We start from the raw sequence: 16,234 nt of genomic DNA, 5'->3' as shown, positions 1-16,234 counted from the left end.
AAGTTGGACAGGGGATAAATGTAAACAATCACCGGTGTTTGGCCAACGGGCCGTGGTAAGAACAGTTACTTTGTCCAGGGATCCTCTACGATTAACCCTGGGATGCTTGTAAAATCCCTAACATTGTGCGTGACGAGTGTAAGATCATAGATCACAGCGGTAGCAGCTATAATCGCATCAGGCAATTTGATTTTATATTGTTTTCGAATATCTGCTGTCTTAAGCTTGATGGCGCGCTCTAATTCAATCACAAAAGAGTCGTGAATAAAATGATGGAGGATTGCTGTGTCTTGTTCAGATGCATTTTTCCAGCAAAGTAATTCAATCTCGGTGATAGCAGAGATGCAAGGAGGTGATTCCGTTAATAGCGTGTCAATGTATTTTTCGGCAGCAACAGGAAGTTGGCGTTGAAGATAATAGATGCAAGTGTTAGTGTCCCAGAGATGCTTTATTCCCATCCTTCTCTTAATTCGCGTAACTGGTTGTCAATTTCTGAAGGAGATTGTTTCGTCATGGCACCTTTATATTTTTCGGCCCACTTAACGGTAGCAATTTCACCTTTTTCCTGATGCAGGCGAATAAGCTCCAGGTATTCAAGTTCTTTTAAAAGCCTCAGGGCTTTTTCGTTAATTATATCGATTGTTACCGTTTGTATCATGTCGTGGAATCGAGCGTCTTGTAATATTAGTCAAAATACTTGTCTTTAAGAAATTGTTAGTTTGTAAGTTGTTGTTTGTGAGTGATTTCTGGGTAGACGGGGCTTTATCTCCCGGAGAAATACGTTCGGGGGAATTGCGTCCCCAACGATATGAACGGGTGGGCGCCGGTAACATCCCGGGTGATGGCACAATTAATTACAGCTTCTTCCAGCAAAGACATAACGACCATGAACCTTCTCGAAAATCTTCAATCGTACAACCCCGACCGCAACGTGAGCACGCCGGAACGGGTGATCTCGGGCATTGCGGGCGCCTGGATGGTGCGCTCGGCGTTTGCCAGCGGCGGGCTGCTGAAGGGCGCTGCCGGTGCCTACCTGCTATACCGCGCCATCTCCGGCCACTGCCCGGTGGCGAATGCGCTGACGCGCGATCCGGAGCTGCATGCACGCAACGTCAATGTACGCACGTGTGTGACCGTTGAAAAACCGCGCAACGAAGTGTACGCCTTCTGGCGGAAGCTGGAGCAGCTGCCGCTGTTTATGAAACACCTGGTGTCGGTGCAGGAAGCGGAAGACGGGCAGTCGCAGTGGACGGCCAAGCTGCCGGGTGTGCCGGAGCCGGTGCAGTGGTATGCGTCGATCATTTTGGATGAGCCGAACGAGCTGTTGAGCTGGGCGGCGCTGCCGGGGTCGCAGATCGATAATGCCGGTAAAGTGGAATTCCGCGATGCAGGCGTAGGGCGTACGGAGATCCGGGCGGTGATCACCTATCGCGCCCCGATGGGACTGGTGGGCGAAGGGGCGGCGCGCCTGCTGAACCCGCTGCTGGAACGCATCGTCGAAGACGATCTGAAAAACTTCAAGCACTACATCGAAAGCAGCCAAATGATGCCGGTGGACTAAGCCACCGGCAAATGTTATTGGATACTATTGTTTGATGATCTTCATCGCTCCCTGGCCGTTGATCCGCAGGATGTACAGGCCGGGGGCGTATCCCTCCGTATCGACTTCATACGACGTATGGCCGCCGGCCTGGCAGGCTCGGGCGCCGGTAATGTGGATCAGCTCCAGGGCGAACGGCTTGCCGCCTTTATGGGCTACCTGGAGCTTGCCTTTTACCGGGTTCGGAAACACGGTATAATCTGCCAGGATCGACGCTTCCACGCCCGTCACGATAAACTCCACGCAATTGCGTGCATGACAGCCGTTGCTCACTACGCCGGCGCATACCCATTGCTCACCCGCTTCCAGGCCGGTGGCCGTATACGTATTGCCAGTGGCCACGGGTGCGTCGTTGAGATACCACTGATACGTTGTGACGGCCGGGTCGGTAGAGGTTGCCGTAAACTGATAACCGGTACCGGTATGCGACATCGACACGTTAAATACGGGACGCGTGCCGGCCGACAGGGAGACCGGCATGCGGCGTGACGGGCGGTCGCCGCTCGTGTTGGCGACATATAGCGTTTGGGTCATCGTGAGTGTATCGAACACAACGCTGGTGCCGCTGACCAGGAAGGCATCTTCTTCGGCTTGCGTTCGATACCAGGCAAACGCCGTACCGCCGCCCAGCGTGACCGTTTGGGGATCGCCCAGACAGCCGCTGCCGGTGACGGCAACGGTCGGAGCGGTGTCCGCGCAGGTTTCTTCGAACGTGTGCAGCTGATTGCCCGCTACATCGGTATACTGGCTCGTGCAACCGGAGGGCCATTGGATGGATACCTCGTCGGCGGTCGTGGCATCGCCCAGACCAAAGAAAGCTTCGTCGCCCACCAGGCCCAGCGCGCCGGCATGGGTGGTGATGGTGCGACGTTGCCAGACACCGTTGACGTTGACCGACACCACGGCCCCGGTACCGGCGGCGGGCGACGTGTTGCCCCGCAGGCGTACTTTCAGCCAACCGCCGGTGGCGTTGTTCTTCAGCACGGAAGATCGGCTCAGCAGGTCGTTCGTGCCGTTGTTGTCGAAATCATACCAGGAGAATACCGAGAAGTTTTTTGCATCGAGTGCCAGGGCGTGGTTGTGGTCGTCCTGGTGGATGTTGACCCAGTTATGGCCGGAGAATCCACCCGCCCTCAGGACGTCCAGCCCCCCGTCGTTGTCGGCATAGACAAACTACGTGAGCTTGGTTTGCGTGAAGACCAGCTGCGACGGCCGGGGCTTTTCTACATAGCGGGTGCCGTCGTGCTCGAAGTAACGCAGGTAGTTGAAGTCGGACATGACCAGGGTTCGCGTGCCGTTTACATAGCCCAGGGTAAAGTCTTGCGCATGCGGCATCTGGAAGGGCGGACCGAACAGCGTAATATGCTGTTGCAGCGGTACCCGTGTAAAGCCCGTACCGTGCTGATTCAGCAGGATATACATGTCCTCTTCTTCCGCCTGGTTGATGGCGTCGATATAGCCGTCGCCGTTCAGGTCGTCCCACAGCATGCCGTCGGGCACATCTTCGATGTTGTGTTTACCCGGCAGGAAGGTGAGGTCCAGCTCCGTAAAAGTAACGCCGTCGCCGTGGTTGAGGTACGCGCGGTCGTGGTTATACCCCGACAGGTACAGGTCCAGCCACTGGTCGTTGTTCAGGTCGATCCAGAAGCTTTGGCGCGTGGCCATGCCGTCGGGGCAGATCGTACCGCCCTCGGCGGTATAGGAGCCATTGCCGTTGTTGCGATAGAGTATATTGGGCAGCGGCTGCAGCGACACGCCCGTATAGTTGGGGTGATGGCGGTTGATATATACGTCCAGGTCGCCGTCGTTGTCTATATCGGCGGTGCTCAGGCTCTGAAAGTGCTCGCGCGGGCCGGGAAAAGGTGTATTGATGCGCACGAATTTACCGGCGGTGGCGTCGTAGCGGTATACGCTGATCTTGTCGTTGGTGATAAGTGCCTCGCGTTGGCCGTCGTTGTCGAGGTCGGCCCACTGGATGAACGCGGTGCTATCGACATCCTCCAGTCCGTTGGGCGAGAGGTTTTCCATCGCGAGACGTTCCGGGCCCTGGCCGGTAGCGTTCGTGCGAAGGACCACGGCCAGGTCGGACGAGACGTGGGCTTCGTCCCGGGTCTGGACCAGGAATACAAAGCCGTTGTCCGCGGCCGACCCATATACCGGCACGGTGGATCCGCCGCGCTCCAGGTCGTGGTAGACAGTGCCGGTCGGGGTGAAGGTGCCGCTGGCAAAAGTATGCAGGTCAAACCCGGACTTACCGTCGGCGGGCGTAGCCACCGCAACGGTGCCGTTATAGCCCACCGCCAGGCGGGTGTTGGCGGCGGAGAGTGCCGCCGTATGTGTGAACAGGTCTTGCTGCTGATCGATGTGGAAGTTGTCGCCCAACACGTATAGCGTGGCCGTCATGCCGCCGTTGGTCGCCGCCAGCAGATAGAGCTTGTTGCCGTATACTTTGCCGTCGAGCACGGCGGGTACGCTGGGCGTGGCCACCCGCGGTGTGCCGTCGGACTGTGTGCGCACGAGGGCTCCGTTGCCGGTATTCTCGTCGCGGCCCACGAGCAGCAGGTCACCGTTGGTAGCCTGGCCGATGTAAAACACTTCGGTGTTTCCGGGCAGGGTATAGGTACGCGTGGTTTGTACGTTGAGGTTGGCGTCGGTCAGGAACAACTGCGGGTTGCGGAAGCCGTTGTCGTTGAGTACGCTGATGACGACGGCCGCACCGTTGCCGGCCAGGCCGGCCACCCGGCCGCCGGTAAAGTCGCCGGTATAGAGGGTCTTCCGGTGACGGTCGGCCAGGTCATAGTTGGTCGAGTGAAGCACCAGCGTACCGCCGTGCTCGCCACCGACCGCAAACACGCGGGTGGATGTCAGCCCGAGCCCGCGGTAGGGGAATGTCGAAGCCGGCGTTGTTTCGAGCTGCCAGCGGTTTATCAGGCGTCCTTCGGAATCGAGCCGGTTGAGATAGGCAAGCGGGTCGGTGAGGATGAAATACGTTCCGTCGGGTGCCTGCAGGACTTCTGCCGGCAGCGAGCTCTCCGCGACGTAGCGCTCAAACGGCGCCTGTGCGCCGGCGGAGTGGAAAACGAAGAGGGAACAGAGGCAAACAAAAAAAGAAAAGTGTGTAAACTGTTGAATCATAGCAACGCTTAAATCGTGTTAAACAATATATCACCATGGCCCTGGAGATAAGCAAATAACGGAAAAATGCGGGAATACGTTGTATGATCAAGCGTGGAACGGCCGGTGTGGATGAACACCGGCCGTGAAGCTTCCGGGCCCGTCGACGGGCCGGGTTGTCAGGACCCCAGTTTATACTGGATGGGCAACACCATGCGTGTGCGTACGATCTTGCCACCGGCTTTGCCGGGCGTCCACCGGGTGAGTTTAGCCACCCGCAGCGCCTCGTCGTCAAGCCCTTTGGATACACCCTTCTGCACGTTGGCCGCCGACACACTGCCGTCTTTTTCTACCACGAAGCGGATGAACACCGTACCTTCAACGTGGCGTTTACGCTCATCCGTGGGGTATTTGATGTTATCCTTCAGGAACGTCAACAAACCCTGCATACCGTTTTGATAATATTCCGGCATCTCGTCGACGACCTCCAGTACCGCGTCCTGGGGGGCGCTGGTATAAACATCGCGGGTCGCGCGGAAGGAGGCATCGGCATCGGGAGAGACCCCGGCAAATACATCCCGGGCAGGTTCTTGTTGGGCTGCAACCTGTTCACTGCTGACAATAAAATAACAGAATGCCGTGGCACAGAACGTTAGCATCGCCACCCGGGCGGTGGAGAGGCCGGTCTTATGTTGTTTGATCATGTTGATACGTTTTAAGATGAATGAATGAGAAAACGAATGGGCGATGGGAACGTCGGCCGACGCTAAAGCAACCTTCGCCAGCAGGCTGCAGTATTCACGCACCTCACTGTCCGCCGCCGAGCGCGCATCGGCTTCGAACTCGTGAAGTTCCGTCAATAATCGTTTATAGATCACCAGGACGGGGTTGACCCAAAAGACGGCCTGGAGTATATAGATCCACAGAATGTCGAGGGAATGATATTGCCGTACGTGCACCTGCTCATGGCGCAGCACCCACGTGCGTGCGCCCGGCAGCGTCCCCTCGCTGCCGAGGAAGATCCGGCCGAAGAAGGAGAACGTGCAATGCGGAGCGGGTAGCACCGCCACGGGTATACCGTGGTAAGAATCCGTGGCACGGTGCCGCCGCGCCAGCCGGGCCAGCTGCCACAAGCGGAAGAGCAGGCGTATGGCAAAGAAGGTTATACCGGCGCCATAGAACCAACGCATATACCACCATCCATCCGCCGCCGCGGAGGGTGTGTTTTGAGGGCCGACCGTGATCACGTCCAGCCAGGCCGTGGGCATGACTTGCTCTACGGAGAGGTCTGTGCCCGGAGCCGCGGTGTGCCAAAGCGGTATAACGATCGACACCAGCGTGGCGCCCAGCAGGATGCACCGCTGCGACGTAAAAGCGGTCTGCCGCCACAGGAACAGCCGGTATAACAATAGCAAAAAACACAGGCAGAGGTTCGCCTCCAGGAAGTAGTTGAGCCAGGGAGTCATGGTTTTCCTTTTTTAGCGTCTTTTACTTCGGCCAGTAATTTTTGTACGTCGGTCGCGCTCAGTTTGTTTTCGCGCGCAAAAAAAGACACCAGGTTTTGAAAGGAACCATCAAAGTATCCTTTGAGCAGGTTGTTGAGGTAGAACTTGGTATACTTCTCTTTCGTGATAAGCGGATAATACTCGTGTGTTTTGCCATAGGCCGTATGATCGACAAAACCTTTAGTCTCCAGAATACGCACGATGGTCGACACCGTGTTATACGCCGGCTTCGGCTCAGGCATGGCTTCGACAAGATCTTTTACAAAAGCTTTCTCCAGCTTCCACAGGATCTGCATGACCTGGTCTTCCGCTTTTGTCAATTCCTTTATGTCTTTCATAGCGCGCAATGAACAATAGATGAAAATGTCACCCGGTATAGCGGGCGGTTGTTTGTAGTACTAAGTAATTAGTTGTAAAACTAATAGTTTAGTTGATGAGAAGCAAGGGAGTTAACTAATTTTTTAGTTGATGGGGCGTTTGCCTGGATCGGCGAGTATGATTCCTCTGTTTCTATACTTTCTGGCGGCGGGATAGGGGGTGGGGCGACCGTGGAGTGGTGTATGGTTGCGCAGGTTACGACGTTACCGTTGGGCAGTCGGGAGACTGCCCCCATGCTGGGTCCGAGTCTCCGCTCCGAGGCGGAGCTAAGACTCGAACCAGAGGTCACTTTTTTGCGCGCTGCGCGCGCTGATTGCTTTGCTCTCCCGAAGGCTTTGCCAGTGGTATACTTAATGCTGCGGGTTTTCCGAACACGGGTATATCACCCGCCCAGGTAAAAGGCTGGATGCGTGCAGAGCGGCGGCCGCCGCAGCCTTGCCCCGCACCGGGATTGGCGTGGTAGAACAACCAATGCTCTTTGCCGTCCGGCGACGTAAAGAAGCTACAGTGGCCGGGGCCAAAGGCCTGTGCGTCGGCATCGGTCGAGAAGACCGGCTCGCGCGTCTTTTTCCAGGAGGCCGGGTCGAGCAGGTCGGCGTTGGCATCGGCGGTCAGCAGTCCCAGCGCATAGTGGTCGGTCCAGCAGCCGCTGGCGGAATAGACGATATGTACCTTGTTACCGTGCGTCAGGAACTGAGGCCCTTCGTTGACGGTGGGGGTGTTGCCGGCGGCAAAGCCATGTACCTCCCACGGCTGCTCCGGCCGCGAGATGCGCACGCGGGGGCCTTCGGGCGTAAGCGGGTCGCGCATGCGGGTTATATAGATGTCCTGGCTTATGTTCCGGTCGCCTTCCCAACCGGACCATGCAAAGTATAGCTTGCCGCGATGCTGAAGCAGTGTGCCGTCGATGGCCCACCTGTCGTCGGCGAGGCCAACCTTGCCCTGGTCGGTCCACGTGCCGGTAAAAGGATCGTCGGAGGTATTTTCCAGCACCCACATGCGGTGATGATGGTTGTTGCCATCGTCGGCGGCATAGTAGCAGTACCAGCGGCCGTTGGCGAAATGTACCTCGGGCGCCCACAGTTCTTTGGCATGGTCACCGGTGGCGGGCGGTGTCCAGATGGTCTTGTACTCGGCCTGTGACAGCGTGCTCATGGTGCGTGTGCGGTACAGGCGGATGTTGCTGCCGGTGGTATGGGTGACATAATACCAGCCGTTGTGCTGCACCACCCAGGGGTCGGCACCCGAGGGCAGGAGGGGATTACGGAAGGTGGCACGCGGCGCGGCGGTGGCGGCCGGGGTATCTGTTACGGCATGGTTGGAACGGCATGCTGCCAGCAGCGCCAGGGTTGCGAAGAAAAGCGGGCGCACGCGGCGCCCGGGATACAGAACAAACAAGGTCATACGGTCGTGGTTGCGAATGACCCCAAGGTACACATTTCTCTCAGATCACACGCTTGCGGTGCCGGCTGTCTTGCAGGTCGGCGTCGCTGAGCTTCATCTTGCGCACCTGCGTGGGCGGGTAGCCATAGCGATCTTTAAATGCCTCCGAGAAGTTGGCCAGCTTTTTATAGCCGATGCCGTGCGCGATCTCCTGCATGGTCTGCTCGGTGGTGCGCAGCAGCTCGAGGGCTTTCTTGAGCCGCTCTTCGATCACGAACGAGTACAGCGGAATGCCGAACAACGTCTTGAAGCCACGCGCCAGCTTGATCGGATCCATGTCCACCTGCGTGGCGATGAGCCCGATGGTAAAGCTGTTGCTGACGTGGTCGAGGATATACTCGTGCGCCTTGTGCAGCTTTTCAATTTCGCTTTGGCGCAGGCTGAGGTTGCGTGGGTTCTGGCTGGAGGTATTGCTGTGCTGCAGGCAAAGCAGCAGCAACGTGAGGATCTTACCGCGCAGGAACTCCTCGCGCGTGTCGCCGGTGAGCATGTTGGTGAGGATGTCCCACAGGATCTTGTGCATCTCGGGCAGCGTGTGCAGGTGGCGCGTGCTGAGCGAGCAGGGGATGCCCTTGCCCACATGCTGCATGAACAATTTGAGCGGCGGGAAGATGTCTTCGAACTGGTGCAGGTAGCCGGGGGTGAACTGAAAGCTCAGCGAGCGGTATTTACCCGGCGGCATGAAGTACGAGCAGCGCAGCGACGGTACGTAGACCATGTTATACTGGTTGCGGCGCAGGGTGCCCGCCGGAAAGCCGGTGATGTTATACTGCAGGTGATCGTCGATGTTGAAGTATAGCACCAGGCACGGACGGTTCTCGCTCATCACCAGGTTGGCGGGCTGTTCCGGCTGCTCGCACGAATAGGTGATGGTACAGTGCTCGATGCGGTGCTCGATCAGACCTTTCAGGACAAAATTTCCCTCCGGGTCTTCGAATACAAAATCTTCGCGGTGGGGATTGGGGTTCTCATCACTGGGGAGCAGAACGGGATAATCTAAACGGTTGAACCACATACGGTTTGGGGTTAAATGTTACGGTTACCATAAATTTTGCGATATCCTCATAGAGACCGTTTACGTATTCGGGAGCATTTTTTACGTTTTTTGAAAATGTTTCCCCAAAACGCACACTTTTTCCTGTCCTGAAAACCCCGTAAATCCCAAAATAAACACCCGTTCTTCTTATACCATGTGCAAAGCGCTGAGTCTTATGCTTAGTGACGGCAGGGCGTACAATGAGGAAAGATATCATCAATATGTACACCCGGTGGCCGGACAAACCAGAGCCTATGAGTCGATTGATCTTTGCGGTGCGAGGTATGGTCTCGCTGATGTTTGTATTGATGCCGCTGGCGTTTGCCGGTGCGCAAGTACACAAGCCTGTGAAGTGGGGCTTTGTGTCTGTGCCGGGTAAAGGCAGCGAAGCGACGCTCATGATCACGGCCACGCTGGAAGACGGCTGGCATATATACTCGCAGTTCCTCGATGAAGGCGGCCCGCTGCCCACGACCATTTCGTTCACGCCTTCTCCCGAATATACCCTCGTCGATAAAGTAAAAGAAGAAGGCGTCGCTGTCAAGAGCTACGACAAGACCTTTATGATGGACATCGTGTGGTATGCCCGCAGCGTTGTATTCTCGCAGAAGGTAAAGCTGCATGCGCCGCTGACGATCATTCAGGGCAAGGTAGAGTTTATGGTCTGTACCGACGAGATGTGTCTGCCGCCCGAAGTGGTCAGCTTTAACCTCGAGACGAAGGCCGATAAGCCCGAGAAGCGCGGCGCAACGCGGGAGATCGGACAGACGGAAAGTACGGCGCCGGCCCAGGCGCCCACGCACCACGACAATGCAGAACCTCCGGCGATGACCCCGGTGGAAACCGCCTATACGGCCGCGCCCGACCCGCGGCAGGAGCCGGCGTTTCCGCCGCTGGTCCCGACAAATCATACAAAAGACCTTGCCACACCGGTTGATGCTCCACCGGTGGCAGATGCAGCTGCAGGCGCCGTGCCAGCCACGGAGCCGTCAACGGCATCCTCTCCCTGGGGCATCTTCATCGCGGGTTTCCTGGGCGGCCTGGCTGCCATCTTCATGCCGTGCATCTTTCCGATGCTGCCGTTTACGGTGGGGTATTTTACCAAGCGCAGCGCCGGCCGGAAGGGCGCTGTGCGCACCGCGATCCTGTATGGCGTTTCCATCATCGTGATCTATGTTGCCGCCGGCATCGGCATTACGCTGGCCTTTGGCAGCGACGCCCTGAACAACCTGTCGACCAACGGCATCTTTAATTTTATCTTCTTTGTGCTGCTGGCACTCTTCGGCGCTTCCTTCCTCGGAGCCTTTGAGATCCGGCTGCCGCACGCCTGGATAAACCGTGCGGACGCGCAAGCCGACCGCAGCGGCCTGACGGGTATATTCTTTATGGCCGCCACGCTGGCGCTGGTATCGTTCTCGTGCACAGGCCCGATCATCGGCACATTGCTGGTCGAGGCGGTATCGATCGGCGGCGGTCTGACGCTGGGCCCCATCCTGGGCATGACCGGCTTTTCGCTCGCCCTGGCATTGCCGTTCACCCTGTTTGCCATGTTTCCGTCCTGGCTGAGGGCCCTGCCCCGCTCGGGGGGCTGGCTGAACAGCGTCAAGGTGGTATTGGGTTTTCTGGAGCTGGCGCTGGCCCTGAAGTTCCTTTCGAACGTCGACCTGGCTTATCACTGGAACTGGTTTGACCGCGAAGTGTTCCTGGTGCTGTGGATCATCCTGTTCGGGGCCCTGGGCTTTTACCTGCTGGGCAAGCTGCGCCTGCTGCACGACGCGGCGGTCGAGCGCCTCGCGCCCGGGCGGCTGTTCCTGGCGCTGTTGTCGCTGGCGTTTGCCCTGTACATGGTGCCCGGCCTCTGGGGGGCACCGCTCAAGGCGATCGCCGCCTTTCTGCCGCCCCAGCAGACGCAGGACTTTGATCTGTATACCAGCCGCCTGGTCGCCGCGGCACCCACCGAACAGGCGCGTAAAAAGTACGACGACATCTTTCACGCGCCCCATAATCTGAATGCATTCTTCGATTATGAAGAAGGCCTGGCGTATGCGCGGCGGGTGAATAAGCCCGTGATGATCGACTTCACCGGCCATGCCTGTGTGAACTGCCGCAAAATGGAAATGACCGTGTGGACGGAGCCGGACGTGCTGCAGAAGCTGCGGGAAGAATATGTATTGATCCAGTTGTACGTCGACGACCGCACGGCGCTGCAAACCGAACCGACGGTTTCGCCCTATAGCGGCCGCGTGTTGGAAACGCTGGGAAATAAGTGGAGTGATTTACAGGCGTCAGTATTTAATACCAATGCACAGCCCTACTATGTGCTGGCCGATGGCACCGGTGCGCTGCTGGTCAACGCCCGGGGGGCAGACTATGACGCCTCGAGCTTCGGACAATTTTTAGAAGAAGGTTTGCGTCGCTTCCGGCAGACGGCCGGACGAGCACACGCGATACCCGAAAAGCTAGCGTCGGGAAACTGACGCATACCTGTGGCTCAGCAGGTATAATAAAGAACACGTTATACAAAGAAAATTTCCGTTGTGGTTAAAAACCCTCTCTCAGGATGACATTCAGGGCCGGTATGCGGATTCTTGTTTTTATTTTAGGATTCATCATACGATTTAGGTTGAAAAAGAGTTATGCAACGCTACCGGCACCTGAGGTCACCGATTCGTACAGCACTGGTCATGTTATTGTTGATAGAACAGGTTCAGGAGGAAAAGCCCGAGGCGCGACGGTTACGGCGCTGAGGGCTTTTTTATTACCTTTACTTTTGCCCATACCCGTGTGAGGGTAGGGGGTACGATAGGTGGTTTCCTCTGACTCAACCCTATGCCCATACTCACACAGCGACCGGTAGATAAATAGAAAGAGAGTGCCAGAAAGTTACGTGAACAATCCAGCGGTATCGAGGTTATCTAAAAAAAAGCTAAAATGTGGTACAACACCCTTCCGGTCTTTTCCTTTTTCCGTACAGGGTGGCGATAGCCTTGAAAATACTTTTGGTAATAATAAAAATATTTTCCGTTAAATTTCATGAGTTCGAACATACTTCCGAAATTAATACTCATAGTTATGGTCCTGCCGATCGCCGTCACGTTCCGCCGGAAGCTATATTATACCAAAGAAGCCCAATCTGACTGCCTGATAGATATGTTTTTAAGTAGATCTGCGTCTATCAAAGAACCAGCATAATGAGAAAGTTCTTTTTGTATTTAAGCGACGAGTTTAACCGGTTCTGGCAGATAGAGGTGCTTAACAGCTCAAGTACGATCACCATTACGGAAGGGAGCGTAGGAACGCTTGGAAAAGTCACTAACCGCGTATGTCTCAGCGAGAAAGAGGCATTGAAGGAAGCGGTCATGATGGCCTACGAAAAGCAACGCGAGGGATATTATGAGGGGCAGGAAGGGTTTATCAAAAAGTATGAGCTGCCACGTTCACTGAAAGAAAGCCTCGTAGCCGAACGCACGTTCATCATACGCGACCAAAAGGTCGTATTGCCGCAGGCTGCCGACATCCGGCTCATCAGCGTGCTGGTGGAACATCAGCCCGACCTGATTTGTCCGGGCCGCACGCCGGGCGAAGATCCCTACCGCCACCTGCGCGGCGTGTATTGCACGACGGCCTATGAGCTGGCCATGCTGCGTGACGAAACCACAGACCGCCGTCTCATCTGGCTGCCGCTCCTGGAATTATACGCCCGCTGGGATGCCGCCGAAAAACAGATATACATTTACCCCGGGCAGACCTGGGCCGACATCGAACAGGATATCGCCGGCTATCTCGACCCCCATCCCGACGACAAGGCGCGGTACAACAACATCGAGTGCAGCTACGCCGTTTGGGACTACTTTGACTTCAAGCCCTACAACCTGCCCGAGCGGATAAACGAAATCATCAACACCCCTTCCGAAACCCGGCGGGAGCGGGCCGAAGAATTTATGCGGCAATACGAAATGCGCCTGCTGCGCCATCCCGCCACGGAGTACATGGAGGACGCCTACAACGCGCTGGTCACACTTTACCACCTCATCGGCCAATGGTACGAAGAAGACGCCGATTATTATAAGGCGGTAAAGTGGTTCGAGCGGAGCTTGCTGATCGTGCATCAGCTGCATTCCCCGCAGATCCGCGTGTTTGCCGACATCTTTCTGCAGCTCAGCTTTTGCTACCTGGAGATGTCGCGTTTCGATCTGTCGCTGTTATATATCAACCTGTACCAACGGTATGACCCCAAGTCGCAGGAAGCCTGCGAGCAGATCCGCGACTCGATCGAGCGGTCGCGCGCCTTGTATGAAAAGGCGATGGAGGCATATTGGAAGGCACTGGAAGTGGTGACGGCCGAGTCGTACGAAGAGGCTATACGCATCACCCACCAGGCCCTGGAGGTTGCACCCAACGACCCGGCCCTGCACTTTAACCTGGCCTGTTTTTATTCCATCATCAACCAGGACAGGGAAGCATTGTATTATTTTGAGCTGGCCCTCAAGAAGGGCTTTAATGACGAAGAGAAGATCCGCAACGACGAGGACCTGCGCAACATCCGCGATCACAAGGAATTTATCGAGATCCTGACGAAGTACTTTCCCTGAGCAGGCTTCGCCCCGGTTAAATAAAGAAAGCCATGCGGGTGCATGGCTTTTTGAGTTTTTGTAGGTTGAGTTGTTTGTTCGGGTGGGGTGTCATTGCCCTTGTTTGACGGCACTCGGCGTGAAGCCGAACCGACGCTTGAAGGCGGAAGTAAAGTTCGGCAGGTTCTTGTAGCCTACCGCCTCGGATACTTCCACAACCAGTTTGTCTGTGTCGCGCAGCAGGTGGATGGCGCGTTGCATGCGTTCTTCGGTCAGCAGCGCAAAGACGGTCGTGCCGTATACCTGCTTGAAACCGACTTTCAGTTTAAACACGTTGATGCCCACCTTCTGTGCCAGCTCGTCGAGCGTACAGGGCTCTTCCAGGTTGGCCACCAGGTATTGGCGCGCTTCTTCGATGCGTTCGATGTCTGAATGACGACGCAGCGGACGCACAAAGTTACCCTCGGGTGTGATGTTCTGCAGCGCCAGCATCAGCAGCTCCAGTACCTTGGCCTGCAGGAACATGCGACGGATCTTGCCGGTGTACGTGCATTGCAGGATGTGCTGGATGATGGCCATCATTTCGGGTGTAGCCGACATGTTGGCGCGGTTGATCTGGGCCGGTGTCGACCCCAGGCTGTCCAGGAATGCCGAGAGCAGCGGGAACGGCTCTTCCCAACGCTTGAGATAGGCGGGCGTAAAGTGAATGATAAAGGACTCATACTCCTGCTCGCCACGGAACGTGCGGGTGGACTCCATCTCCGGCAGGTAAAACATGTTGTACTGGTTGCGGAAGATGACACCGCCGGGCAAACCCGGAGTGGTGTAGTTAATATCGTTCCGTACGGCGAAGTGAAATCCCAGAAACGGACCCGGTACGGAATACGATACGGTCATATCCTCGCGACAGCTATACGTGTTGTGCAACAACGTATAGTCCTCGCACAGGATCTCGCGGAAGACCAGGTTGCCATAAGGCCCCGCGGCAACGACGGTGAGACCGTCTTCGTCACATTGTAACGGCTGAAGCAGCGCCCGGCCGTGGCCTTGCACCGATACCTTCAACTGACTGTTGAAATACTCCCTGTTTTTTGAGTTCATACTTTACATGTTCACAAAATTGCATTTATCGATAAGAGGGTCTTGTAAAAGTCTATGTAGTACATCCTTGTTACAATTCGCAGCCTATGGCGGCACAACGATCAACACGCAATTGTACTTCTCTTTCTAAAAAGTCTGCCTGTTTCCAGAACAGTTGACGGTGTGCTATGAAAGCACGTTGTTAAAGCTTGAAAATAGAAAAAGAAAAAATGTTTACCAATAATCTGTGTTGCAATCAAAAGCATTTTAAAACGATTTGTCGGCTGCGTGGGGAAATCGCTCCCCGTCAGGTTTGTCGTAACGTTTGCCGATCGCGTGAGGTGTGTAAATACACCTCGTTAAAAAATCATACCTCCGGTCATACCGGAAAAATCATGTATGATTAACACTTATGCGGGCGTAGGTTAGAGATCAGGTGTTATTGTTAAAACGTGTGGGGTATGCCTTTTTGTATACGCCTCTTAATTTTTTTCCGATTGATTGATCAGCCAGGTGTACGCTTCCGGATACGACGCAAAGATGCGCACCGTTACATTGGTGGTCGGCATCGCACGCCGGGCGGAAAGGTTGGCGAAAATATTGCCCGACGAGATCCACGCAAAGTGTGTAAGCCCTGCCTCGACCATTTGCGGAAACCAGATGCTGTTGGTCCAATCGGCCGACTCCTGCCACGGCCCCGTCACCAGGGTGTTATCGTTCAGTACCTTGTGAATCTGAAGTTTATGCAGGAGCTCGATCATTCGCGCCCCTGAATTGAAGATTGATTCCTTGTTTTGAAAACCGATCCAATTGCAATACAAAAAACGGTGCGTCGTATCAAAACTGATCTCGATATTCTTAGCACTGAAAAGCATCTCCATAACTGTTGTGTTTGGGTTGGGTCTTGGGTTGTGAGGGCAAATACGGATTTCCGGCTAAACATTCAGCGCTTGCTAAAAACATGTCATTCGGTTCTGGGTTTTGAAGAATGCCAATCAAGTTAGGCCGATTATCCCTAAAATCCAGATGAAAAACGCATAATATCTTACATCCGACTCAGGACATCACAGGCGTTGCCAGGTTATATAAAACACAATTTTACGCTCCTGGACAACCATTGGCAAGGTGTGAAGGGTCAACCGGTCGCCTATTACGGTAGCATACCTTACTTCTCTATGACCGACCCAGTTCGGAAAAAGACTGCCTTCGACGTCATGTACCATCTCACCCGGTTCTGCTTCATGATAACGGCCGTAGTAGGCCAGGTAGGAATTGAAAGCCAGCCATGTTTCGTGGGGTGTACCGTCGGCAAAACCGGGCTTCGCAAAGGGCGTGCGTCCCGCGCGCATCAACTGTGCATTCATGTACCCGTGACGATCGTACATCAATATACCTTGCGCGCCATCGCCCAGGTAGGGCACGGTGTTGCCCAGGTCGTCGGTGTAGATCCAGGAGACGAGCTTCCAGGTACCAATGATGCGGGAGCCAATGATGTCGGGCATAGGTG

General features: G+C 55.6%; 14 protein-coding genes. 3 read left to right on the top strand and 11 right to left on the bottom strand.

The window, feature by feature from the left end; all coding sequences use genetic code 11:
• Positions 1 to 65 precede the first annotated feature (65 nt).
• Together KK078_RS21740 and KK078_RS21735 are read right to left on the bottom strand one after the other, a co-directional pair.
• Entirely contained in the window at positions 66 to 458 is a 393-nt protein-coding gene (locus tag KK078_RS21740; protein WP_254092428.1) for a type II toxin-antitoxin system VapC family toxin, read from the bottom strand.
• The gene (locus tag KK078_RS21735; RefSeq protein ID WP_254092427.1) at positions 449 to 658 is read right to left on the bottom strand and encodes a hypothetical protein; all 210 of its coding nucleotides are present in this window, start codon (positions 656 to 658) and stop codon (positions 449 to 451) included. The genes KK078_RS21740 and KK078_RS21735 overlap by 10 nt, the downstream gene beginning before the upstream one ends.
• Before the next feature lie 183 nt (positions 659 to 841).
• Between KK078_RS21735 and KK078_RS21730 the strand changes: the two genes are divergently transcribed.
• Positions 842 to 1,561: an SRPBCC family protein gene (locus KK078_RS21730; protein ID WP_254092426.1), complete on the top strand. Its 720-nt coding sequence runs from the start codon at positions 842 to 844 to the stop codon at positions 1,559 to 1,561.
• 24 nt (positions 1,562 to 1,585) lie between these two features.
• Here the strand turns inward: KK078_RS21730 and KK078_RS21725 are convergent, their stop codons facing one another.
• The 6 genes from KK078_RS21725 to KK078_RS21700 form a co-directional block, all read right to left on the bottom strand.
• On the bottom strand, positions 1,586 to 2,584 hold the full coding sequence (locus KK078_RS21725) for an ASPIC/UnbV domain-containing protein (protein ID WP_254092425.1): 999 nt from the start codon (positions 2,582 to 2,584) through the stop codon (positions 1,586 to 1,588).
• 189 nt (positions 2,585 to 2,773) lie between these two features.
• Complete coding sequence (locus KK078_RS21720; RefSeq protein ID WP_254092424.1) at positions 2,774 to 4,735, bottom strand: FG-GAP repeat domain-containing protein; 1,962 nt, start codon at positions 4,733 to 4,735, stop codon at positions 2,774 to 2,776.
• A gap of 158 nt (positions 4,736 to 4,893) precedes the next feature.
• A complete protein-coding gene (locus KK078_RS21715; protein WP_254092423.1) occupies positions 4,894 to 6,180 on the bottom strand; it encodes a M56 family metallopeptidase in 1,287 nt (428 codons plus the stop codon).
• Positions 6,177 to 6,548, bottom strand: coding sequence for a BlaI/MecI/CopY family transcriptional regulator (locus tag KK078_RS21710; protein WP_254092460.1), 372 nt, complete (start codon positions 6,546 to 6,548; stop codon positions 6,177 to 6,179). The genes KK078_RS21715 and KK078_RS21710 overlap by 4 nt, the downstream gene beginning before the upstream one ends.
• A gap of 334 nt (positions 6,549 to 6,882) precedes the next feature.
• Positions 6,883 to 8,001 (bottom strand): glycoside hydrolase family 43 protein, encoded by a 1,119-nt coding sequence (locus KK078_RS21705; protein ID WP_254092422.1) that lies wholly within the window; start codon positions 7,999 to 8,001, stop codon positions 6,883 to 6,885.
• A 40-nt stretch (positions 8,002 to 8,041) separates the two neighbouring features.
• Positions 8,042 to 9,055: a helix-turn-helix domain-containing protein gene (locus KK078_RS21700; protein ID WP_254092421.1), complete on the bottom strand. Its 1,014-nt coding sequence runs from the start codon at positions 9,053 to 9,055 to the stop codon at positions 8,042 to 8,044.
• Between the two features lie 275 nt (positions 9,056 to 9,330).
• Here KK078_RS21700 and KK078_RS21695 point away from each other — a divergent pair, with 275 nt between their 5' ends.
• Positions 9,331 to 11,553: a protein-disulfide reductase DsbD family protein gene (locus tag KK078_RS21695; RefSeq protein WP_254092420.1), complete on the top strand. Its 2,223-nt coding sequence runs from the start codon at positions 9,331 to 9,333 to the stop codon at positions 11,551 to 11,553.
• A 714-nt stretch (positions 11,554 to 12,267) separates the two neighbouring features.
• Complete coding sequence (locus tag KK078_RS21690) at positions 12,268 to 13,668, top strand: TPR end-of-group domain-containing protein (protein WP_254092419.1); 1,401 nt, start codon at positions 12,268 to 12,270, stop codon at positions 13,666 to 13,668.
• A 90-nt stretch (positions 13,669 to 13,758) separates the two neighbouring features.
• Here KK078_RS21690 and KK078_RS21685 read toward each other — a convergent pair whose 3' ends face one another.
• From KK078_RS21685 to KK078_RS21675, 3 genes are all read right to left on the bottom strand, one after another.
• Positions 13,759 to 14,748, bottom strand: coding sequence for a helix-turn-helix transcriptional regulator (locus tag KK078_RS21685; RefSeq protein ID WP_254092418.1), 990 nt, complete (start codon positions 14,746 to 14,748; stop codon positions 13,759 to 13,761).
• A 461-nt stretch (positions 14,749 to 15,209) separates the two neighbouring features.
• The gene (locus KK078_RS21680) at positions 15,210 to 15,608 is read right to left on the bottom strand and encodes a hypothetical protein (protein WP_254092417.1); all 399 of its coding nucleotides are present in this window, start codon (positions 15,606 to 15,608) and stop codon (positions 15,210 to 15,212) included.
• Positions 15,609 to 15,791: 183 nt separating this feature from the next.
• Positions 15,792 to 16,229, bottom strand: a complete 438-nt coding sequence (locus tag KK078_RS21675) for a lipocalin-like domain-containing protein (protein WP_254092416.1) — start codon at positions 16,227 to 16,229, stop codon at positions 15,792 to 15,794.
• Between the last annotated feature and the right edge of the window lie 5 nt (positions 16,230 to 16,234).

The organism is Dawidia soli (assembly GCF_018598185.1).
Taxonomy (GTDB): domain Bacteria; phylum Bacteroidota; class Bacteroidia; order Cytophagales; family Cyclobacteriaceae; genus Ohtaekwangia; species Ohtaekwangia soli.
Note: the sequence above shows the minus strand (reverse complement) of the source record. Positions and strands in the feature narration are given on the sequence as shown.

Bases quoted from the DNA above. Each gene is read 5' to 3' on its own strand.
- KK078_RS21740 (WP_254092428.1), bottom strand. From the start codon at position 458: ATGGGAATAAAGCATCTCTGGGACACTAACACTTGCATCTATTATCTT.
- KK078_RS21735 (WP_254092427.1), bottom strand. From the start codon at position 658: ATGATACAAACGGTAACAATCGATATAATTAACGAAAAAGCCCTGAGG.
- KK078_RS21730 (WP_254092426.1), top strand. From the start codon at position 842: ATGGCACAATTAATTACAGCTTCTTCCAGCAAAGACATAACGACCATG.
- KK078_RS21720 (WP_254092424.1), bottom strand. From the start codon at position 4,735: ATGATTCAACAGTTTACACACTTTTCTTTTTTTGTTTGCCTCTGTTCC.
- KK078_RS21715 (WP_254092423.1), bottom strand. From the start codon at position 6,180: ATGACTCCCTGGCTCAACTACTTCCTGGAGGCGAACCTCTGCCTGTGT.
- KK078_RS21705 (WP_254092422.1), bottom strand. From the start codon at position 8,001: ATGACCTTGTTTGTTCTGTATCCCGGGCGCCGCGTGCGCCCGCTTTTC.
- KK078_RS21700 (WP_254092421.1), bottom strand. From the start codon at position 9,055: ATGTGGTTCAACCGTTTAGATTATCCCGTTCTGCTCCCCAGTGATGAG.
- KK078_RS21695 (WP_254092420.1), top strand. From the start codon at position 9,331: ATGAGTCGATTGATCTTTGCGGTGCGAGGTATGGTCTCGCTGATGTTT.
- KK078_RS21690 (WP_254092419.1), top strand. From the start codon at position 12,268: ATGAGAAAGTTCTTTTTGTATTTAAGCGACGAGTTTAACCGGTTCTGG.
- KK078_RS21685 (WP_254092418.1), bottom strand. From the start codon at position 14,748: ATGAACTCAAAAAACAGGGAGTATTTCAACAGTCAGTTGAAGGTATCG.
- KK078_RS21680 (WP_254092417.1), bottom strand. From the start codon at position 15,608: ATGGAGATGCTTTTCAGTGCTAAGAATATCGAGATCAGTTTTGATACG.
- KK078_RS21675 (WP_254092416.1), bottom strand. From the start codon at position 16,229: ATGCCCGACATCATTGGCTCCCGCATCATTGGTACCTGGAAGCTCGTC.